General features: G+C 44.0%; 17 protein-coding genes. 13 read left to right on the top strand and 4 right to left on the bottom strand.

Going from position 1 to position 22,670, the window contains the following annotated elements:
- The first annotated feature begins 7 nt into the window (after positions 1-7).
- Both RTX25_RS11730 and RTX25_RS11725 read left to right on the top strand, forming a co-directional pair.
- Positions 8-580, top strand: coding sequence for a TetR/AcrR family transcriptional regulator (locus RTX25_RS11730; RefSeq protein WP_312653899.1), 573 nt, complete (start codon positions 8-10; stop codon positions 578-580).
- A 303-nt stretch (positions 581-883) separates the two neighbouring features.
- On the top strand, positions 884-1,543 hold the full coding sequence (locus RTX25_RS11725; protein ID WP_312653897.1) for a transaldolase family protein: 660 nt from the start codon (positions 884-886) through the stop codon (positions 1,541-1,543).
- Positions 1,544-1,688: 145 nt separating this feature from the next.
- Here RTX25_RS11725 and RTX25_RS11720 read toward each other — a convergent pair whose 3' ends face one another.
- Positions 1,689-5,540, bottom strand: a complete 3,852-nt coding sequence (locus RTX25_RS11720; RefSeq protein ID WP_312653895.1) for a S8 family serine peptidase — start codon at positions 5,538-5,540, stop codon at positions 1,689-1,691.
- A gap of 470 nt (positions 5,541-6,010) precedes the next feature.
- On the opposite strand from RTX25_RS11720, the gene RTX25_RS11715 reads away from it, so the two are divergent.
- The 3 genes from RTX25_RS11715 to RTX25_RS11705 are packed head-to-tail and all read left to right on the top strand — an operon-like array spanning position 6,011 to position 11,814.
- Positions 6,011-6,865 carry a methyltransferase domain-containing protein gene (locus RTX25_RS11715; RefSeq protein ID WP_312653893.1) on the top strand — a complete coding sequence of 285 codons (855 nt, stop codon included), beginning with the start codon at positions 6,011-6,013 and terminating at the stop codon, positions 6,863-6,865.
- Between the two features lie 23 nt (positions 6,866-6,888).
- A complete protein-coding gene (locus RTX25_RS11710) occupies positions 6,889-8,829 on the top strand; it encodes a DNA topoisomerase IV subunit B (RefSeq protein ID WP_312653891.1) in 1,941 nt (646 codons plus the stop codon).
- 12 nt (positions 8,830-8,841) lie between these two features.
- Positions 8,842-11,814 (top strand): DNA topoisomerase (ATP-hydrolyzing), encoded by a 2,973-nt coding sequence (locus RTX25_RS11705; RefSeq protein WP_312653889.1) that lies wholly within the window; start codon positions 8,842-8,844, stop codon positions 11,812-11,814.
- A 133-nt stretch (positions 11,815-11,947) separates the two neighbouring features.
- Here the strand turns inward: RTX25_RS11705 and RTX25_RS11700 are convergent, their stop codons facing one another.
- Entirely contained in the window at positions 11,948-13,150 is a 1,203-nt protein-coding gene (locus RTX25_RS11700; protein ID WP_312653887.1) for an ATP-binding protein, read from the bottom strand.
- 369 nt (positions 13,151-13,519) lie between these two features.
- On the opposite strand from RTX25_RS11700, the gene RTX25_RS11695 reads away from it, so the two are divergent.
- Positions 13,520-13,645, top strand: a complete 126-nt coding sequence (locus tag RTX25_RS11695) for a hypothetical protein (RefSeq protein WP_312653885.1) — start codon at positions 13,520-13,522, stop codon at positions 13,643-13,645.
- A gap of 130 nt (positions 13,646-13,775) precedes the next feature.
- Complete coding sequence (locus RTX25_RS11690) at positions 13,776-14,687, top strand: diacylglycerol kinase family lipid kinase (protein WP_312653883.1); 912 nt, start codon at positions 13,776-13,778, stop codon at positions 14,685-14,687.
- A 192-nt stretch (positions 14,688-14,879) separates the two neighbouring features.
- On the opposite strand, the gene RTX25_RS11685 is transcribed toward RTX25_RS11690, so the two are convergent.
- Together RTX25_RS11685 and RTX25_RS11680 are read right to left on the bottom strand one after the other, a co-directional pair.
- Positions 14,880-15,290: a GNAT family N-acetyltransferase gene (locus RTX25_RS11685; RefSeq protein ID WP_312653881.1), complete on the bottom strand. Its 411-nt coding sequence runs from the start codon at positions 15,288-15,290 to the stop codon at positions 14,880-14,882.
- A gap of 181 nt (positions 15,291-15,471) precedes the next feature.
- Positions 15,472-16,185, bottom strand: a complete 714-nt coding sequence (locus RTX25_RS11680) for an iron-containing alcohol dehydrogenase (RefSeq protein ID WP_312653879.1) — start codon at positions 16,183-16,185, stop codon at positions 15,472-15,474.
- 152 nt (positions 16,186-16,337) lie between these two features.
- On the opposite strand from RTX25_RS11680, the gene RTX25_RS11675 reads away from it, so the two are divergent.
- The 6 genes from RTX25_RS11675 (at position 16,338) to RTX25_RS11650 (ending at position 22,637) form a co-directional block, all read left to right on the top strand.
- Positions 16,338-16,667, top strand: a complete 330-nt coding sequence (locus tag RTX25_RS11675; RefSeq protein ID WP_312653877.1) for a type II toxin-antitoxin system Phd/YefM family antitoxin — start codon at positions 16,338-16,340, stop codon at positions 16,665-16,667.
- 34 nt (positions 16,668-16,701) lie between these two features.
- Positions 16,702-17,022 carry a type II toxin-antitoxin system RelE/ParE family toxin gene (locus tag RTX25_RS11670; protein ID WP_312653875.1) on the top strand — a complete coding sequence of 107 codons (321 nt, stop codon included), beginning with the start codon at positions 16,702-16,704 and terminating at the stop codon, positions 17,020-17,022.
- Between the two features lie 307 nt (positions 17,023-17,329).
- Positions 17,330-18,286 carry a Gfo/Idh/MocA family oxidoreductase gene (locus tag RTX25_RS11665; RefSeq protein WP_312653873.1) on the top strand — a complete coding sequence of 319 codons (957 nt, stop codon included), beginning with the start codon at positions 17,330-17,332 and terminating at the stop codon, positions 18,284-18,286.
- A 110-nt stretch (positions 18,287-18,396) separates the two neighbouring features.
- Positions 18,397-20,019: a PucR family transcriptional regulator ligand-binding domain-containing protein gene (locus RTX25_RS11660; RefSeq protein WP_312653871.1), complete on the top strand. Its 1,623-nt coding sequence runs from the start codon at positions 18,397-18,399 to the stop codon at positions 20,017-20,019.
- A gap of 225 nt (positions 20,020-20,244) precedes the next feature.
- Entirely contained in the window at positions 20,245-21,351 is a 1,107-nt protein-coding gene (locus tag RTX25_RS11655; RefSeq protein WP_312653869.1) for a ring-opening amidohydrolase, read from the top strand.
- Between the two features lie 32 nt (positions 21,352-21,383).
- Positions 21,384-22,637, top strand: a complete 1,254-nt coding sequence (locus tag RTX25_RS11650) for a hypothetical protein (RefSeq protein WP_312653867.1) — start codon at positions 21,384-21,386, stop codon at positions 22,635-22,637.
- The last annotated feature ends 33 nt before the right edge of the window (positions 22,638-22,670 follow it).

The following is a 22,670-nucleotide window of genomic DNA, read 5'->3' as shown; positions in this document are numbered from 1 at the left end:
GGATAAGATGAGAATCACGAAAAATCCGGAAGAAAGAAAACAGGAGATTACTGAAACGGCCATGGCTCTTTTTGAGCAGAAGGGCGTTTCGAAAACTTCCATGAATGACATCGCGAAGGAACTTAATGTGGCAAAAGGGCTCATCTACTACTATTTCCGATCCAAGGAGGAGCTCATCTCTTTTGTTATCGATGAGTTCTCAAAAGGGGTTGACGAAGAGCTGGAAAAGATCATGAATGATGACGGAAAGTCTTTCTACACAAAGCTCAGCGCCATCATTAACCTCTTCTTCTCATCCATCAGAGAACATCCGGCCATGATGAACATCACACCTGGAAATCCTGGAGTGTTCGACTACATCAGGACAAGGCTCTCAGACATCGCCATCCGCCATGCGGAAAAACTGATTGAGGAAGGAAAGAAAGAAGGACTTGTGACCATAAGATATCCCAAATACATGCTGAAGATTCTCATCGGAGGAATAGCCGATCTCTATGTTGAAGGGGTAACTGATGTAGATATCCATAGGGTACTCATTGAAGATGCACTGGGACTTGAAAAGGATAAGATCATTTTTTAAGGATAGTTTCACAGGAAAACCGCAAAGCAGCCGACGAGGCAATATCTGCGGGTCATACCTCTTCTGAAAAGATGGGAGTGACCCGCTTTTATTCTGATCGGGAAGGACTATTTTTATCTCATGAAGTATAATATATAGTGAAAAGTGTCATGATGATTGTGATAAGCGGATTCTATGGAATAAGCCAGACTGATGAGAACAGCCTCTTCAGCGTAGGGAATCTATTGGGAAGATGTACAGCTACAAGTCATCCTCCATGATACAGACAGATGATATACATATGAGAGAAAATAAGGAAGTGAAATGATGTTTTTAGATACATCGAATCTGGAAGAAATCAGAGCATCCCTTAAAACAGGAATTTTCAAAGGAGTTACAACAAATCCCACCATACTCCTAAAGGAGAACAGAAGCCGCGAAGAGCAGATTGAAGCCATTCTTCATCTGGGGGTTGAAAAACTCTTTGTACAGGTAGTGGGCTCAACAGATGATGAGCTTTTTGAGGACTATAGAAGAATCAAAGTCCTGAACACAAAGAACAGCATCGCATATAAGGTTTCCATGGATCTATCAGGTCTTGAAGTCGTCAAACGGATAAAGGAAGACGACAAGGATGCTGAAATTCTGGGTACTGCAATCTATTCAGCCGACCAGGCGATTCTTGCGGCAATTGCCGGATGCAGCTCTGTTGCACCTTATGTCAACAGGATGGAGAACAACAGCATTGATCCCTATGAGGCCATAGAGAAGATGAGGCTTTTCATTGATGAACGGGATCTTGACTGCATGATTGTGGCCGCGAGCTTTAAAAATACGAGTCAGATTGTTCGAGCACTGACATCAGGTGCACATACCTGTACAATACCTTATGATCTCTTTCTGCAGATGATCAACAAGGATGTTGCGGGAAGTGCAATTGAGGTATTCAATGCCCATGGACATGCACTTGAGGAAATGGAGTAGAGTTTATCCTTAACAATAAAAGAACTGCTGAAATATGCAGTTCTTTTTATTGCGATTGAGCTTTTGAGAAAAATCGGATTGGACAGAAAAGATGTACAGGATAAGACCGGAGAATGACAAGTCACTCTCCGGTCTATGTAGTTAGTTATGGTCCTACTCTCTTAACGGTTACCGTCTTGACAGTTTCATTTCCGGCATCATCCGTTGCAAGAATCGTAAAGGTATTATCGCCTTTTTTGAGCTGGACAACTTCCTTCAGGTTATATGCTGCTGATGGAAGATCATTAAAGTATGACCAGTCTGGAGCGATGTTGACTAGCATATTGGAATTGAGACTTACCTTCAGACTTGGAAGGTTGTCTGTAACCAGAGCTTCAATAGTAATCTTGTCGAGCTTTGTGGTTTTGGGCAGCTCTTTTATCTGAATTACAGGCTTTGTGCTGTCTACGAATACTTTATGTGCAAATGCCAGAGAATTGCCTAACTGATCTTTTGCATCCACATCAATGGAATGATACCCATCTGGTAGGCTCAGTTCATGAGTAAATACCCATATACCACTTAAACCATCCCATGTGATGTTGACGTCCTGACCATTGATTCTGAGGTATTCGATCAATGACTCGTCTGAGACTGTTCCTTCAATTGTGATATTACCAGATGGCAGATTACCAAAGAATTCTGGTGAGGTTACCATGACAACAGGAGCTGTCACGTCACCTGCAAGATTCTCTGAAGGTTCTGGTATTGGCTGTGCTGGTTCTTCTTCTACAGGACCTGGTACAGGCTCTACTGGATCATTCTCTACAGGAGTCTTATCTGGCTTGATCTTAGCGATTTTCTTCAGAAGTTTGTTCAGATCTGTTGCCAGAGTGTTTCCGGCGTGGTCTACGATGACAAGCTGTGAATTTGCAGGCACTGGATTCACTGAGAAATCAAAGATGCCGTCATAGTTTATGACTGGCTCGGTTTCTCTGCTTACAACTGCCATATAGACTACACCACTAAAAGCATCACTTGCTTTGACGCTCAGGGTCTTTGTTTTCTCATCGTATGTTGCGCTGTCAAGAACAGGTTGTGCGGTATCCAGTTTAACCGGGAACTTCAGGCTCTGCCAAGCTGCATCTTCAAAGTCGACTTTTGTTCTGACTTCATAGAAGTACTCGCCATCTTTGACTGTCTTACCGTTGACTGTTCCATCCCATAGCCACGACAGATTAGTAGTGTAAGGTGAAGCGTCACCACCATCATAGTAGTTCTTTCTGAGATAGTTTTCGAGATAGAGCTTGCGGACTACATTTCCGTCTTTATCCAGAATATTGGCTTCAAAGTCTTTTGCATTTCTCAGGAAGGAAAGTACTGGAATGACATTATCCTGGCTTCCGTCTCTGTTTGGTGAGAATGCGATGTTCTCATATAAAGCATTATCTTCCAGATCGATTCCTAAGAAGGAAAGGTCATCTGTTGCACTGTCATATGATGCTAAGGCTGTATATCCGTAGAATGTAGTTTCATTATTATAGATTGTTCCGTCTACTACTGGAGCTTTGTCCCATTCTCCGTAGAATCCCATGTAAGGGATGCTTAAAGATGGATGAGTATCGGCAGCATCATCCAGAGTGACGAAGCCTTCTATGAAGGTTCCGTTTTCGAATACTTCACTTAGGGGAACATTCATCATCCATTCAACTGCATTTGAGAGATCGACTGTAACAGATACTTCTACTTTTCCGTTAGCCGGAACTATATATTCTTCTGCACTGAATGAAATCGGGAACTCACCGGACCAGAATCCGTTTGGCCCATCTTCACTCAGGGTTCCGTCGATATAGACACCCTGTGATTCAAGATAGTTATCATCGTCATCACTCAGGTCTGTCTGAACCGTACCTCTTGGGATATAGGTGACTTCTACATCACTTAAGTTTTCTATAATCAGACTGAATGTGGTCATGTTTCCGATTTCGCCTAGAGAAACCTTGCTTTCACCTGTGGTTTTCTCGTAAGCGACAGCAGGAGTAAGTGTAGCTGCAAGAAGATCCATGACACCGGCACCCTGTCTTCTAGGTGAGGTGAAATTGAATTTGCTAAGTTTATAGGCATTATTATACAATCCCATATCATTATGTGGAACTGCTGTGCTCATGAGAAGGTTTTTTGCCATCTGGATCTTCTTAGCACCAGCTAAATTAAAATCATTATTAACTCTCTGAAGAACGAGGGCCGATCCACCTGCAACATGAGGTGCAGCCATCGAAGTTCCGCTCATGGACTGATAACCGTTGTTCTGAGCAGTTGACCAGATTCCTCCACCAGGAGCTGTGATTTCAGGTTTGAAATCCAGATTAGGTGTGGTTCCCCAGGAGGTGAAGTCTGACATCTTTCCACCATTTGGATTTTCTGCTTCAACCATATTTCCGTTAAAGGCAACGAAGTTCGTGCCTGCTTCTATTTTATCTTTCAGCATTACGCCATATGATTGACCGATGAATACCGCTGGAATCGTAACGCCTGAAGGATAAGCCATGTTAATCATGCCATCTCCTGCATTATTATATACGATTACGCCGGCTGCACCAGCTTTACTGGCATTTGCGATTTTATCGACGAATGCGAGTTCTCCTCTTTCTATGAGCGCAATCTTACCTGTAAAGTCGCCGACAAATTCTTCAGGTTTGCCTAAACCGGCATAAAGGTATTCCACTTCGCCAGTAAATACATCCTTAGGATCCTTAGGACCTGCTGATGAATAAGCTGCAAGTACAGTTTCTTCACCATAGACAAATTCAAGTGCAGTTGCGGTAATGATGGTATTTTCTATGGATGCCACCTGAATGGATTCGCTCGCAAGACCAGGTGATCCTACTACGCCGATATCAGGGTTGGTATCAAATGGGTCGTCCCATCCGTTACCGAACAGTCCTGAGTTACCTGCTGATACTGCAGAGATCACACCATTATTCATGGCGTTTCTGATTGCCACCTGTTCAAGATCGTCTTCCTGAACATAGGAAGCGGTTGAGCCAAGGCTCATGTTGATGACATCTGCGCCAAGCTCGACGGAGTCGTCGATGGCTGCTACGATGACATCACCGAAGGTTGACGACATGGCCGGATTATTTCCGAAGACTTTCATGGCCAGAAGCTGAGCTTCTGGAGCGACGCCTTTGATTCCGCCATTTTCAGGATCTCCGTTTGCCCCGACTGTACCTGCTACATGCATACCGTGCTCGGATGCTTCAGGTCCAAGGTCCAGGATTTCCTGATTGTTGTCCATATAGTTATAGCCGTAAGGCACTTTAGCTGTTCTGTATGTTCCAGGCAATCCGTTAAGACTTGTCTGGGTGAGCTTTGCTTTGGTTGTGTCTGTAAGAATCATGTCTTTATGGGAAGGATCGACACCCGTATCAATGATCGCAACGACCATTCCTTCTCCGTCATAACCGGTTTCCATCCATGTCTCTACAGCATTCACTATGTCCTTGCTGTTTTCCATTTCAGGCTCAGGTCTTCCGAAAGTGTTGGCAACGGACACGTGAGTGACACCACTTAAATTCTTTATGTTTCTGATGTTTTTATATGCTGTCTCGATACTGAAACCGTTCAGAACGTTTTCGAAGGTTTTCAGCTCTTTCATGCTGATTCCAGCTGCTTTGATCAGAGATTTGACCGCTTTCTGTTTTGCGATGTTCTCTTTAATGAGCTTCTGTCTGGTAGCTTTATCGATTTCGCTGACTTTTTTTCCTTTCTCGGTTGCGTAGGTGATGACCGGTTTTCCTGTAACTTCTACAATCACTCTGACGATATCTTCATCGTTATAGAATGTCTGTGATCCTTTCAGGGAAACTTTGTCCAGCGAATCATCTTTCAGACTGACCGTTGTGTGTTTAGGTCTGTCAGCCTTGTTGATGACATCAGCTTTCGCCATAAATCCACCGGAAGTAAATAGAAATAAGAACAGTAGAAGCGATGCGATTCTTGATGTGTATTTTTTCAAATGCGTGGACCTCCTAAAATAAATTCACAGTGCATTCTGAATATTCACGTTATGTTGAATAAGTTAATAATAAGAATGCACTGCTGTTATGATTATAGCATTGTAAAAGGGATATACACCATCAAAAGTGACAGTGAATTGGTAAACATATTATGAACCTGACAATATTATCCTTTCATTTTTACCGATGATAAAGGAAGATGGTGTTGTTATTGAGGAAATGATTTGTCTATCAAATCACTTAGGCTTACCTGCCTTACCATGAATTCCATGCGAAATCCGCAAGAACAAGATATCATTTTCAGAATGAATGTTTATCTGTTATAATTTAGAATGTTGAAATGCGAGATGATCTGCTGATATACCTTTAAGAGGGATGCAGATCAGTCTTTAGAGAGGATCCGTAAAAGGATCTGGAAGTGCAGAAGCACAGATGGCATATAAAATGCCGTTTATGGGAGAATAGTAAAGTGAAGAAAATTGATAAGAAAATTGAAGCCATGAGAAAGTATGGAAATCTCCTCTGTCCGAAATGCAGCGGTGATTTCCAGATTGAAGGGAAAAGCCTGAAATGTGCACTAGGTCATACCTATGATATTTCGAAGAAGGGAACCGTAAACTTTGTTCTGGGCTATGGCGAGGAGAACTACAATCTGGCCATGCTGGAAGCAAGAGAGCGCGTAATCTCAGAAGGGTTCTTTGACGATATCGTTCTTGCGGTATGTGAAGAGATCTATACGGATTACCGCCTGAAAGGTGATATGGATCAGCCATTAAGAATTCTTGATGCAGGATGCGGTGACGGCAGTCACATTGCCCTCATCGGGAAATTTTTCGAAGAGAAGGGTGTTGAGACTGAGCTCATCGGTGTGGATATCTCAAAAGACGGCATTCATATCGCAGGAAGAAAGGACAATGATGTACTCTATTTTGTAGCAGACCTTGCACATCTTCCTTTTAAAGACAGGTCCATTGACGTCATCGTCAATATCCTGTCACCGGTAAACTATAAAGATTTCAGAAGAGTGCTCACGGAAGACGGACTCGTCTACAAGGTCATTCCCGAAACAGGATATCTGAAGGAGCTTCGTAAGCTCTATGGTCTTTCGGAGTATCAGAATACAGAAATCGTGCAGCACCTTAAGGACAACGCAAAGGTGATCAAAGAAAGAAAAATAAAATCAGTGGAAAACGTGGAAGCCTACCTTGATGATCTCCTTCTCATGACCCCTATGCTGTGGGACAGAGAAATTATGGATCCTGGCGCAAAGCTCAGGGAAATCACCATAGACTGCGCTCTTTTCACCTTTGGATTTGAAGAATAGACATTAAAGCTTGGAGGATGAGTATGGAAGATAAGAAAGGAAGTTACAGTGTCACGGATCTTACGTCCCTTGAAAAACTGGAACCTGTAAGAGTAAGACCTGGTATGTATATCGGGAGTACAGGACAGAAGGGTGTGCATCACTGTGTCTGGGAGATTCTTGACAATGCGATAGATGAAATCACCAACGGCTATGGCGATACCGCTTATGTGATCCTGAACAAGGACAAGAGTGTTACGGTCATCGACAATGGTCGAGGTATCCCGGTCGGGATCCATCCGACAAAGAAAATCTCCGGTGTGGAAATGGTCTATACGGAGCTTCATACAGGCGGAAAATTCAATAACGACAACTACAAGACCTCCGGAGGACTCCATGGGGTAGGTGCTTCTGTCGTCAATGCGCTCAGCAAATGGCTGGAAGTGGAAGTACATAAAGAAGGAAAGATCTACAGGCAGAGATTTGAACATACCTATGATGAAAAATACAAGAGAATGATGCCGGGAACCGCTGTGACAAAGCTTGATGTTGTGGGCAAGACCAACAAGCAGGGGACGAAGATCACCTTCATGCTGGACCCTGAGGTCTTTACCAGCATCGATTTCCGTTTCGAGATCATCGATATCCGTATGATGGAGCTTTCTTTCCAGAACAAGGGCATCACCCTTATTCTTCGAGACAGAAGAGGCGATGAGGAAGTGGAGAAGATCTACCACAGCGAAAGAGGACTTCTAGATTTCATCGAGTACCTCAATGAATCCAAGACAGTCATCCATCAGGAACCCATTCATTTCGAAGGGGAGCGTTCCATCGGAAATGTCACCCTCCAGGGTGAAGTGGTTGTCCAGTTCACAGACTCCAGTCTTGAAAATATCGCAAGCTATGTCAACAACATTCCCACAAGTGAAGCGGGCACCCATGAGACGGGCTTCAAGACGGGAATGACCCGTGCGTTCAAGGAGTGGGGAAAGAAGCTTGGCCTGACCAAGGACAAGAACTTCGAAGGAGACGATCTGAGAGAGGGAATGACGGCCATCGTAAAGACAAGGCTCACAAACCCCATGTTCGAAGGACAGACAAAGAACAAGCTCGGAAACTCCGAAGCCTATACCCTGATGAACGACTTAAGCTACTCCAAGTTCTATGAATGGATCGAAGATCATAAGGAAATTGCGGCGAATCTCATCAACAATGCTGTGGAAGCGGCAAAGAGAAGAGAGAAGATCAAAAAGATCAGTGACGCCGAAAGAAAGAAGGTCGGTAAGGGTACTGCGCCTCTTGCCGGGAAGATCGCTGTAGCGACTTCAAGGGACAAGGATGTCCTCGAATTCATCGTGGTTGAGGGAGACTCCGCCGGAGGCTCTGCAAAGCAGGCGAGAGACAGAAGGTTCCAGGCCATCATGCCGTCCAAGGGAAAGATCATGAACACCGAGAAGCAGAAGCTTGAGAATGTCTTAGGCTCCGAAGAGCTGAGGCTCTTCAACACCGCTATCGGAACTGGTACCTTGAATAGTTTCAAAATGGAGGATGTCCGCTACGGAAAGATCATCATCATGAGTGATGCCGACGTCGACGGATACCATATCCGTACCCTGTGGCTCACCTATATCTACCGCTACATGAAACCGCTGATCTCGAACGGAATGCTCTACCTTGCACAGCCACCGCTCTATAAGCTGTACAAGAACACGAAAAAAGGACAGGTTCATAAATACGCCTACTCCGATGACGAGCTTGAGGCAACGAAGAAAGAATTCGGTACAGGCTACAATATTCAGAGATTCAAAGGGCTGGGCGAAATGAACCCGGACCAGCTATGGGAAACGACGCTTAACCCTGAAACAAGAACACTTCTTCGCGTGACCATCGATGATGCGGCACGAGCGGAGAGAATGGTCTCGCTTCTCATGGGTGATGTCGTGGAGCCTAGAAAAAATTATATCTACAAGCATGCAGAGTTTTAGGAGGGAAAGTTTTTGGCCAGTAAAAATCAGATACCAGTAGACAACAATATCATAAACGCCCCTCTTGAAGAGGTAATGCCGGACAATTTCCTCCCCTATGCCGTCGAAGTGGCAAAGGACAGAGCGCTTCCTGATGTACGTGACGGACTGAAGCCCGTGCACAGAAGAATCCTCTATGGAGCTTATCAGCTGAAAGCTTTCCATGATAAGCCCTATTTCAAGTCCGCAAGAATCGTCGGAGACATCCTTGGTAAGTATCATCCTCATGGTGATGCCTCTGTCTATGATGCCATGGTCATTCTGGCACAGGACTTCTCCACAAGACTTCCACTCATAGACGGTCACGGTAACTGGGGCTCCATAGACGGAGACAATGCGGCGGCCATGAGATATACAGAAGCCAGGCTCTCAAGAGGAGCTGAGGAGATGCTTCGTGACATCGACAAGGATACGGTGGATTTCACCTACAACTATTCCGATACGGAGCTTGAACCGAAGGTTCTTCCTGCAAGGTATCCGAACCTTCTTGTGAATGGCGCCTTCGGTATCGCGGTCGGTCTTGCGACCAACATCCCGCCGCACAACATGCGAGAAAGCATCGATGCGGTATGTGCCTACATCGACGACCCTGAGATTTCCGTTTCAGGACTCATGGAACATGTCAAAGGACCGGATCTTCCCACAGGAGGTGTCCTCATCGGAGGAGACTCTCTTCTTGAAGCCTATGAGAAGGGTGAAGGAAAGGTCATATTAAGAGCTGATGCCAAGGTTGAGAAACTGACTACAGGAAGATATGCCATAGTCATCACTGAATTCCCTTACAGAAAGAACAAGGCGAAGCTTCTTCAGCAGATCTCCAACATGACTGCGGACAAGAAGCATCAGAAAGCCCTGGACGGAATCATGGACATCAGAGACGAATCGGACCGTGAGGGTATCCGCTCCGTCATTGAATTCAAAAAGCAGATCGAACTCGAAACTGCAGAGAAAATTCTTCTCTATCTCTACAAGAGATGTGATCTTCAGATCAACATCAACTTCAACATGGTCGCACTTTACAAGGGAAAACCTGAAACCATGGGTCTTAAGGACATCATCAGGTACTATGTCGAGCACCAGAGAGAGGTTGTCACAAGAAGAACACTGAAAGAGCTCGATATCGCACAGAAGAGATTCCATATCGTGGAAGGCTTCATGAAAGCCATCGACATTATGGATCAGGTCATAAAAACCATCAGAGAGTCAAGTTCCAAAACCAATGCACGTGAAAATCTGGTCAAGGAATTCTCATTCAGCGAAGAACAGGCGACAGCGATCTTAGAACTGATGCTCTACAGACTGACGGGCCTTGAACTGAATGCTTATGTCAAGGAGCACAATGAGCTCACAAAGCTGATAAAGAGTCTTGAAAAGATCATAAACAGCCGTAAAGAGCTGGACAAACTGGTCAAGAAGGAACTCCTGGAAGTTGGGAAGAACTACGGCGACGACAGACGTACAAAGATCATCAAGGACGAAGAGGAAGCGGTCATCGACGCCATGGACATCATCGTTCAGGAAGACGTCGTGGTCACCATCTCAAAGGAAGGTTTCATCAAGCGTATGCCGCTGAAGAACTATCAGAGGGTGACCTCTGATGTGAGCGCCATCGAATACAGAGAAGGAGATGAAATCAGTGTCATCCTGGAAAGCAATACAAAGGATACCCTCTACATCTTCTCCAGTGGCGGTGTGCTCTATCAGCTGAAGACCATGGATGTTCCTGAGCATAAGTGGAAGGATAAGGGCGTACGCCTGGACAACTACATCAAGGGCATCGACTTCAACGAAGAAACCATCATCGCCGCTTTCTCGGTGGAAAGCAGTGCGGATGAGGGTACCCTTAAGTTCATCACTTCTAGGGGATACATGAAGAAAACTGCCCTTGAGCAGTTCAAGACCAACTACACCAAGATCATCGCATTAAAGCTCAGAAAAGAAGAGAAGCTTGTGGCTGTGATTCTTGAGCGCAACAGAGTGCTTTATGAAAACACTTTAGGTGAGCTTCTTCCTAAGGTCTACAAGGACTATATCTATGAGAACAGGGATCAGCTGCACTTTATGGATCTGCCTGCAGTGCCTTACTTTGTGAGAATCCTTACAAAGAACGGTCTGGACTTTACGGTTCCAGAGGCGGATGTCATGGTCAAAGACAGAATGACGACGCCTGACGCCTTCATCAGTCTTCCGGACAAGGATGAAGTCTACAAGGTTCACTATGAGACAGACTACGAGGCTAAAGCCTTTAACCTTACGGTTTCCGACCGCGGTGAGATAAAAGTCACCCAGAGGGCGTCAAGATCGAAGAACCTCTTTAAGGTAAGCGGAGAATCCTACCTCAGTCTCATCATCGTGACAAGTGTAGGCACCTACTACAAGCTGCCCATGTATATGTTTGAAAATCTGGAAGGCTCTGTACTTCTGTCCGATCTTTATGATGGAGTGGACAAGAACGAAAGAGTTGTGGGCATTTTCACTCTTGAAGAGGATGCGTCTGACAGCCATGAAGTCTATTTCGTTACAGAAGAAGGCATGGTGAAGAGAACCCCTGCGAGTGATTTCAGAGGCGATGTGACCACATCCCATGTCATGAAGTTCAAGCAGCCTACGGATAGACTGATCTACGCGGAAGCTTTCCCTGGCGAAATGGATGAGGACATTCTCCTCATCTCCGAAAAGGGTATGGCCATAAGGTTTGAGACCAGCAGCATATCACTTCTTTCAAGAAACGCCTCGGGTGTTCTTGGAATGAACCTGAAGGATGAGGATCGTATATTCTTTGCTCAGGTCATCACAGATGAGAAAGAGATTGTGATCGGTTCCAAGGCCAATGAGGATGAAACAATAAAGATCAAGGACATCAAGCTTCAGAACCGTGCCACAAGAGGAAAGAACATCATGATGGTGGTTCTTGGAGATAAGATCAATAAGGTGGATCCAAGCTGAAGAGATAGGTGTCATGAAATAAATAGTATCTGAAAACAGAAATCTCCCCGGATCAAGGGCAGTGATGCACTGCTGATCTCTGGGGAGATTTCTTTTATATTGATACGTAATGATAGAATAATTCGCGTTTTTATCACTCTAGAAGATAGTCTAGTATGTTTTTAACTCTGATTCCTTCAATGTCATTGAATACTGTCTGATCCATGGTTAAAATGTATTTTGGATAGTTGTCTGATATTGCTTCGAGTGGTCGAATTTCACGTTCTCTTGTTTTTTCGTCTAAAATTGAAGCTGAGACCTGGAAATAAATTGTTTCATTTGGCTTAAATGCCACAAAATCAACTTCAAGTTCTCCTAGCTTTCCGATTGTCACTTCATAACCGCGTCGAAGAAGTTCCAGAAATACAACATTTTCAAGTACAGGGCCGTAATCGCGATTTCGCTGTCCAATCAGTCTATTCCGTATGCCTATATCGACGATATAATACTTCTCTAAGGTTTTAAGAAACATTTTACCTTTGAGATCATAGCGGTTGGCTTTATAAATGATAAATGCATTCTCAAGCATTCTAAGATAATTATCAACAGTTTCGCTGGTGGTCTTTCTGCCACTGCTGGTGAGATAATCACTGATTTTCTTGGTGGAGACAACGCTGCCAATATTTGCTACAATGAATTTCAATATATTCTCAAGTAATGCTGCATCTCTGACATGATTTCTTTCTATTACGTCTTTCATGAGTATCGTATTATAGATTCCTTCAAGAAATAGCCCTATGGTATCTGGATATTCCATTAGTTCGACAACAGTGGGAAGTCCTCCATATTGAAGATACTTGGAAAAAGAGTCCTGAAGAGTCAAGATCTGATCGGTTTCTATAAAATCCAGGTACTCTTTAAAGCTGAGTGGGTGCATTTTAATTTCAACATATCTTCCAGAGAGAAATGTCGACAGCTCAGAAGAAAGAAGATAAGCATTAGAACCTGTAATGTACATGTCAACATCTGCATCTACAAGGAAAGAATTGACTGCTTTTTCCCAAGATGATACCTGCTGCACTTCATCAAGAAGAATATAGTACTTGTTCTCTTTTGAATCCATTCGTGCATCAATGTATTCGTAGAGTTTTTTATAGCTTTTTAATTCATCGAACTTAAATGATTCAAAGTTTATTCGGATAATCTGAGTCTTATCTACTCCGTTATCCAGCAGGTGATTTTCGAATAAAGAAAGTAGTGTGGATTTTCCACAAAGTCTCAATCCTGTAATAACTTTAATTAATGGTTTATCTTTATACTGAATGAGCTGATTAAGATATAGATTTCTACTTTTCATGATAACACCTCTTTTTTAAAGTATAACCGTAAAAAAGCATAATTAGAATAATTATTAAGGCATAACCGTAAAACTAAGAAATTTACAATTTTTTTCAGATATAAACGGAGAATTAATTGGTGAAGCTGATGAATATGGAACAGCATGACTCATTTAATTATCTGGGGAAAACATAACCTGTTTATAAAATCACTGTAATTATCTGGAATATCGGAAAAGGACTGATATGAGTAGATCATTGTTTCTGGTCACTGAGTCTGACCAAACGCAAATACTGAAAACGTAGTCATAAACCGTGGTAAACCCTGTTTAATCACTCAGAGATGTTTTATGATGAAAAAGATAAAACAACGAAAAAGAGGTGTAACAATGACACGAAAAGAACGTTTTAGTGAAGGGATTCAGAGATTCGGACGATCCCTGCTTCTACCTATAGCCATCATGGCACCTATGGGTATGATTCTGGGAATTACCGGCCAACCCTTCGTGAAGTAAATTTTCTGTCTGTTCATTGGTGATTAAAAATCGACCAGTATAATTAAGACAGGTTATATGTTATGGACTCAAAGGTCCGTTTATAAAGAGAGCAGAAAATAAGCTGAAACAGAAAGTGGAGGTAGTGAATATGGAGAAGAAAGCCCTTGTGATCGTCAATCCGTCTTCAGGAAGAGAGAAGGCAGAACAATACGCTGAAGATGTGGTCAAGATTCTGGAAAAGAAATATGATGAGGTGACTGTCCGAAAAACTGAAGGAGCAGGAGATGCAAAGAGGTTTGCGAGCGAAGCTGCGGAAGAAGGCTATGACCTTGTCGTTGCCATGGGTGGTGACGGTACAGTCAATGAAGCTGTAAATGGTCTGGCACCTCACGCTAAAAGACCGAATTTCGGTATTGTGCCCATGGGTACAGTGAATGATCTTGCTAGAGTTCTCGGGATTTCTCTTAACCCTGAAGAGTCAGTCAAAGTGTTTGAAGGAGACAATCTTCAGGCAATAGACATCGGAAAGGTAGGAGACCGCTACTTCAACAATGCTATGTCCCTTGGGGATATCTCCGAAAGCATCTATCAGGTGACATCGGAAGAGAAATCAAAGATGGGCCCCCTTGCCTACTTTGTTGCTGGGGCAAAAAAACTGATGGATCACGAAAATATCCGGATTAATCTGAGCTACGGAAATAACAGTATGGATATAGAGCTTGCGGCACTTGTCATTGTGCTCACAGGTTCCATCATCGGTATTCAGGATGTCATTCCCACAGCTGATCTTGAAGACGGAAAGCTGCATGTGGTACTGATCCATGAACTGAATTTCGTGGAAGGCATGAAGCTTCTGCCTAAGGTGTTCAGCGGAGAAGTCACTGAATCGGAGAATGTGACCTACATCGTTACCGATAAGATCTCCATCAGATCGCTCGGTGATGAAGACTATACCAGCGACGTGGACGGTGAAGAAGGACCGAAGCTTCCGTTTACGGTTGAAGCGCTGAAAAGCCATATCCAGATTCTGGTTCCACCCAAAGAAGAAGAAAAAGAATAGATAGGCAAATGAAAGAACAGATAAGAGGAGAACCCATCAGAGAGTTGCAATCAAGCAGTTTCTGATGGGTTCTGTTACGAATAATAATCGATAAGTTATTTCTGACATAGTCCAATAAGGATTCTGATTCCTGAAATCAGAATCCTTATTGAGACAGGATCTATTCATGTCGATCATAATGCATCCCTTAAACTATTTGAACCGGGCAAAGGCTACAAGGGTGCCTCTGTCACAGGATTCAAAGCCGTTCTTCTCATAGAAATGCCTGACATTCCTGGCTTCTTCAGTGAGCAGCACTTTCTGACGGACATGCTTGTACTTTTCAAGAACTTCCTGTAGGAGCATACTTCCGATTCCTTTATCTCTATGGGACTTCATGATCAGTATATCCTGAATGTAGAGGATCGTTTGGCCATCACCGACGGTGCGGATAAGGCCGATAAGTTCTTCATCTTCCCATGCCGTGATGACATCCAGTGAGTGCGTGAGTGCAGACTCCAGTACATCCAGGTCTTCGGTATACGCAGACCATCCAGCGTCATTATACAGTTTTTCGACTTTTCTCATGTCGATCTGTCGGATATCTAATAATTTCGTATTCACTCATAACCTCCCGGAAATGTATTCATTTCATGTCACTATGATAAACTAAACTCGGCTTTTTTGAAATACAAGAAAAAAGCCGTGACGGTTAAAAATCACAGCTTTTTCTCCCTGCATGAAAGCAGAAGCTTCATGCATATCTATTTTTTGTTTGGCTTGGGGCAGATTAAGATTTTCTGTTTTAGATGAGTCTGAGGATAAGTCCTCTTAGGTCCTGCTCAGTCGGCTTCACGGGGTTTCCCGCTGTGCACATGTCCTTCATGGCGGAGCCTGTGAGATAATCCATATATTCTATGACCTTGTTCCGGTCGATACCTGCCGTAATGAGATTTTTTGGAATGCTCAGCGCCTTCTTCAGAAGGATTACACTCTGAATGAGGGCATGCGCGGCAATATGATCATCTTCGAAGGCAAAACCCATGTGTCTTGAGATCTCCGCATAGCGTTTCATGGAGGCTTCATCTTTCATGTTGTATTCCATGACGTAGGGGAGAAGAATGCCGTTGCACTTTCCGTGGGAAAGATGGAACTTCGATCCGATGGCATGAGCGATGCTGTGATTGATGCCAAGGGAGGAGTTGTTGAAGGCGATGCCCGCCATGCACGAAGCAATCTGGAGCTTTTCCCGCCTTAGGAGATCTTTGCCGTCCTTGAAGGACGGGATGAGGTTTTCAAAAATGAGATTGATTGCCTGCAGGGCATAGGAATCCGAAAATTCATTGGCATCCCTTGAAACATGGGACTCTATGGCATGGGTAAGAGTATCGATGCCCGTATCTGCAGTGATGAAATCCGGTGCGGATTTTGTAAAGACAGGATCTAGGATCGCAAGATCCGGAAGCATGACCTTACTTGTTATGGGAATGTCATCATAAGGCCAGGCGGCAGCATCCAAGAAGGATCATCTTCCTTCAGAGGATGCTGCTGTTCTTTTTTAAGAACAGAATGTATTGATATATTTATTATTAAATATATAGTTGAATTTATCGATAAATTGATTGATGAATTACTGTGTTTAATGTAAAATATTCATGAGGGGTGAATCAAATGAGTAAAATAGCAGAAAGCAGGACTTTGTATAATGAACCCGTCAGTATTTCTTCGTTTAATCAGGGTAAAGCGAATAAGATATTTGAAGAAGTGAATACTGAAGGAATAAAGGTAGTCCTAAAAAACAATAAAAGGATCGGTGTGATTGTTTCTCCTTCTAAATATGATGAGATGACTGAACTCTTAGAGGATTGTAAACTGGTACTTTTAGCTATGAACCGCATGAAATCTAACCATAAGAAACCTGTACCAATGAGTGATGTCATGAAAAGATTCGGCATCACACAAGAGGACCTGGATGATACTGATGTAGATATAGATATTTAACAGAATATTGAATTTCATCCTACGAGGTGTATTGATGAGCTGGCAAATCAAATTTTATGAAGAAGCAATAGTGGATATAGAAAACCTGGATGGTTCCAAGAAGAAGGAAGTCATGAAGGGAATATTAAAGGTCTCTCAAAATCCCCTTTCGAACACTGAAGGTGGTTATGGAAAACCATTAGGAAACAAGTCAGGAGTAAATCTTACTGGATTCTTTAAAATCAGATTTAGACAATCAGGGTTGAGAATTGATTATTACCTCGAACGACAAGATGAGATTATGAATATAGTCATCGTATCAATAAGGGATAATGATTATGTCTATGAGCAGGCTGCTAAACGATCAGGAAAATAATATAAACTTCATGCAACTCACTTCATTCAAATGAAGTGAAAAATAGGATAGATTAGAGGCTTCTTATGTCAAAGTAAGAAGCCTCTATCTGTCTCAAAAGTTATAATCGGGAAATATAAACAGAGATACGATACGAATTATGAGGTTGCACAATAAAACCAGCAGGAAATGAAATTGATTGAGGGGATGGAATTAGTGTAAGATAAGAGGAATAAGTCACTCTTAAGAAATACTGTCCCTAAAATATGAGCGCAAAGAACACGCGAACAACGTAAGATGAAAATCAGATTTTAAGGAGGAACAGAATATGAATAAAATCAGATGGGGCATACTAGGCTATGCAAGGATTGCCAAGAATGAGGCCATACCGGCTATAGAAGAATCGGAGTCATCCATGCTTTATGCGGTGGCATCAAGAAGCGAGGAGAAACTGGAAGAAGCAAGGAAACTTTATACCCCTTGTATGCTTTATTCCAGCTATGAAGATCTCATCGAGGATGAGGATATCGATGCGGTATACATACCGCTGCCCAATTCCATGCATAAGGAGTGGGCAATAAAGGCCATGGAGAAAGGGAAGCATGTGCTCTGTGAGAAGCCGATGGCTTTGAATGAGGAAGAAGTTAAAGAAATGTTGGAAGCCTCAGAGAAATATGGGGTGATTCTCATGGAAGCGGTGATGTACCGCTATACCCACAGAATAGCCATAGTCAATGAGATTCTTAGGAGCGGTGTACTTGGTGATATCCGTCATGTGGACTCCACTTTCAGATTCTTCCTTGATCGGGAAAACACCATCAAGATGAAACCAGAACTTGGTGGGGGCGCCCTTTATGATGTGGGATGCTATCCGCTGAACTTCATCACCATGGTGATGAAGGAGGAACCGATTAAAGTATCCGCTTTTGCGAAGTTTGAAAACGGAGTGGATGTGCAGGTTTCAGGTCTGCTTCAGTATGAGGACGGAAGAACTGCAAGTCTTCATTCCGGGTTCAATGCCTTCGGAAAGAACTGCAGCGAGATCATAGGCACAAATGGAAGACTGGAGGTTCCCGATACTTTTCTAGACAATGACGGTGTGATGAAGCTCTATACCAAGGATGGTGTGGAGGAAATCACAGTGCCATGGTGTCACAGGTACACTTTAGAGTTCAATGACTTCTCGGAAGCGATTCAGGAAAAGAGAAAACCGATGTACAGTCTCGAGGATAGTCTTCTGATGAGCAGGATTATGGACAGGCTTTTGAGAGAAATCAGAAAGTAGATGCCGGTTTAATCGGTTTCCGGTTAATGGTGTATTCATTCCAGTCCCTTAATGAGCAAAGAGAAAAAATATGAAAGATATTGTTACGTGGGAAAACAAGGAGGTGCAACGTGCTTGTAAAAATCAAGAATATCATGGAGCTGGAAGGTTTCAAGGATGCAAAAATCGTAGCGGGAATAGAAGGTCTTGGCAATACGGTGAATAATGCCATGCTGATGGAAGTGCCGGATATCTTTCCCTATGTGGATACCAACAATCTCCTGATCACCACGCTCTTTCCCATCTATGAGGATGAGGAAGCTCTTCTGAATCTGATTCCGAGGCTCCATGCCAAAGGAGTCTCGGGAATCTGCATCAAGCCTTTCCGTTACATCAAGAATATCCTGCCTGAAATGATCAGACAGGGGAATGAGCTTGATTTTCCCATCATAGAGCTTCCGACTGATGCCAATCTTTCGAGCCTTGTGATGGAGATTCTGGAGATCTCCCTGAACAAACATATCGATCTTCTCAATTTCAGGAATCATGTCCATGACCGGTTCATGCAGCTTTTCCTGGAAGGCAAGGATATTCCGGAGCTTCTTGATAATCTGGCGGAGATCTGCGAGAGCCCAACTGTGCTTCTTGACGGATCCAAGAAAATCCAGATGAAGTCAAGAGACATCAGAGAAGAAGAAATCGTCACTTCCGGCAGCCATGAAAGCGGAACACTTGTGATAAAGGTTCAGGGAAAAAGCTACAGAAAGGATGACTACATCCTTCATCCCATAAAGGCGGGCTCAAGGCTTTTCGGTCATATCCTCATTCTTAAGGGAGAAGGCGGTGCCGAAAGTCTTCTGGTTGCGGCTGAAGAAGCTTCGCTTCTTATCGCCTCGGTCTATTTCAAGAACTATGCCGTGATGGAGAAGGAGAGAAGCTTCCAGGATTCCTTTATCCGAGATATCCTTCAGGGGAAGATCACATCGCCCATGGAGACAGTAAACAAGGCAAAGTACTTCGGATGGAACATGGAATTCCCTCAGGTGATTCTCGTTTTGAAGCTCTTCGATCACAGCGAGAAGAAGAAGAAGGATCTCTATGAGGAAATCATCGATTCAAGATACATCGATGATGTTCTGGAATCGGAGCTTAAGCTTACCCACAGCAAGTTCAAGATCGTGTATCTTGATGATTCCATGGTCATCTTCATCAACTCCATCTTCATGGAGAAACGAGACGGAAGTCTCCTTAAAGTAGGGGAGAAGCTCATCAGGAAGATTTCCTCGAAGATGGATGTAGGCATCGGAATCTCAGAATCCGCTTTAAGTATAGAGAACCTTCCAGGTGCCTACAGACAGGCGAAGATCGTCACGGAAATCGGATATATCCTGAACGCCTCCTCCTTTGTATCCTTCCATCAGGACTATGAGATGTTCTCCCTTATCCGTGAAATCAGAGACCAGGAACTGCTGAACGGTTTCGTGAAGAAAAAACTTGGTGCACTTCTTGAATATGATGAGAAGAATGATGTGGGCCTTCTCCACACCCTAAATGTCCTCATCGAGGAAAACTTCAATGCAAGGAAGGCTTCAGAAAAACTCTATATCCATTACAACACCATGAGGCACCGTATGGAGAAGATGAAAGAACTGGGGCTTGATCTGGAGAGCGGTTTTTCCGTTGGAGAAATTGTATTTGCCTACCATATTCTGGTATGGCAGAAAGCCATGAAGACACTCAATGAAAATATCTGAATTGAGGTTTTGAGTAAAAGACGGTCCGCATCTGAATATCTTTATCACTGGATTCAGTTCACAGACAAATCGGGTTATAAATGAAGAGTTCATTGTCACTTGTTGACAATGAACTCGTTTTCTTTTATCAGTATGTCATGATGAATTCACATTTTCAATGTGATATGCTTTTAACAACAGGAAATCGTACGAGATTAAAATCAAGCGACTAGGAGGAAAATTAAAATGGTAGATATCAAGGTTTATAAACTGGCAATGTCCGGTCCAGATGATGTATCTGAGCTTCAGAAACTGGTGGACAAGGGAGAAATCAGTCCTTCAGAAATTATAGCGGTTCTTGGCAAGACAGAAGGTAACGGCTGCGTAAATGACTTCACAAGAGGTTTCTGCACAGCAAGCTACAGGGCGCTTCTTTCAAGGCTCACAGGTCTTTCCGAAAAGGAAGTGGAAAAGAAGGTCGCCTTTGTCATGTCCGGTGGAACAGAAGGCGTCATGGCGCCTCATGCGATGATCTTCACAAGTTCTGAGGTGGAGGCCAAGAAGGAAAATGATGAAAGTGCGCTCAGCGTAACCGTCGGTTTCACAAGAGACTTCCTTCCGGAAGAGATGGGCAGAATGCCCATGGTTCACGCAGTGAGAGATGTGGTTCTTAAGCTTATGGAAGACGCAGGAATCGAAAGTACCGAAGATGTGCACTTTGTGCAGATCAAGTGTCCGCTTCTCACCTCCGACAGAATCATCGAAGCGGAGAAGAGAGGGCAGAGCGTAGCGGTTCAGGATACCTACAAGTCCATGGGTTATACAAGAGGAGCATCCGCACTTGGCGTGGCCATCGCACTGGGTGAAGTGACTGAAGAGAGCGTAACAGAGGAATCCATTCTTCATGACTGGAGCCTGTTCTCAGGCGTGGCTTCCACATCCGCAGGTGTTGAGCTTCTGAACTGCGAGATTATCCTCATGGGGAACTCGAAGAAGTCTGTAAGCAGATATAGAATCGGACACAGCGTCATGCAGGATGCCATCGATATGAAGAGCGTCATAGAGGCTATGAGAAATGCGGGTCTTGAAATCGATCAGCTGCCTACGGAAGAAGACAAGAAGAGAATCGTGAATATCCTTGCTAAGGCTGAAGCTTCGCCTGACGGTTATGTCAGAGGAAGAAGAAACACCATGCTTACAGATTCAGACATCAACCATACAAGACATGCAAGAGCTGTCGTAAACGGCGTCATCGCCTCACTCATCGGAGATCCGATGGTCTATGTATCTGGAGGAGCTGAGCATCAGGGACCTGCAGGTGGCGGCCCTGTGGCTGTGATCATCGAAAAGTAAAAAACTTAAAATAACGATTAAGGAGACAGAATATGAGTTTACTGATCAATATCATACCCCTTATCATTGTTGTGGTCCTTCTCTTTATGAAGAAACATATGCTTGTTGCTGGACTTGCGGGGGGATTAGCCGCAGTCATCATCGGAGGCATGAATCTTGGTGATGTCTCAAGCATGTTCGTCGACGGCATTTCAAACATGCTCGGCATAACCGTTCCGATACTCTATGCAGCTTCCGCAGCCATGGTATCAAAAGCCGGATCCATCGAAGCGCTTGTTGAGCTTTCAAGAAGAAGCCTTAAAGGAAAAATTGCTGTCCTTGGCGGATTCATCGTGCTCATTCAGGGATTTGCAACCTACATGGCCGGTATGGGCGCAGGAAACACCATGGTCACCGCACCGCTTGTAGCAGCTGCCGTAGGCGCTGTACCTGAAGTGGTTGCCGCCATGGCGATCATCTCGGCTGTCGGCTTCACCACATCACCGGCTTCCACAGAAACCATCCTCGCTGCGGAAAGCGCAGGCGTGGATGTGACACTGCATGCGTCAAACATGATGCCCTATACCATCATCTTCTACGTCCTTGCCTTTGCACTGGCCGTATATGGCGTGTATAAGAGAGGGTCACTTGTGAAGAGCACAAACGCAGAGAGAAGCGTATTTGAGGAGAAGACCACAGGAAATCTTCTCAGACAGTCCATTCCTGCCATCGCACTCCTTATCATGGTGGTCATGGGTTCGAAGCTTAATGCACTCATCGGGTTTGCGGTATTCACCCCTGGTACGACAGTCATCCTAACAGCTGTTCTAACCGTGCTTCTTACACCGCTGAATACAGATGAAACCTCTGAAGCTCTCATAGAAGGTTCACGGTTCATTCTGACCACAATGTTTGCCGTAGGTATTTTCCTGTCCTTCATCAATATGATTGCTGCCCTTGGCACGTTTGAACAGATTGCTGGCATCGCAAAAAGTGCGCCGGAGTCCATCATCCTTCCGGTTGCGATGATCATCGCATTCCTTATCGCGATTCCATCAGGCGCATTCACCGCAGGTGTACTGACGCTGATCCTTCCGACGCTATCGGCGCTTGGCCTGCCTTCTGAAGCCATGGGATTTGTTGCCATCGCAACGGGTCTTGGTACTCAGATCAGTCCGGTGCAGATCAATGTGGCGGCACTGGCCAAAGGTTTTGACTCAGATATCATGGGCGTCATCAGGATGAACTTCAAGTATGTCATAGGCGCAATGGTCCTTCTGACGGTGATGGCAGTTATTGTCGTATAGCACAGCAAGAAAATAAATAATAGCTCATACAGT

It is taken from the genome of Proteiniclasticum sp., from assembly GCF_032054185.1.
In the GTDB taxonomy this organism is placed as follows: domain Bacteria; phylum Bacillota; class Clostridia; order Clostridiales; family Clostridiaceae; genus Proteiniclasticum.
Note: the sequence above shows the minus strand (reverse complement) of the source record. Positions and strands in the feature narration are given on the sequence as shown.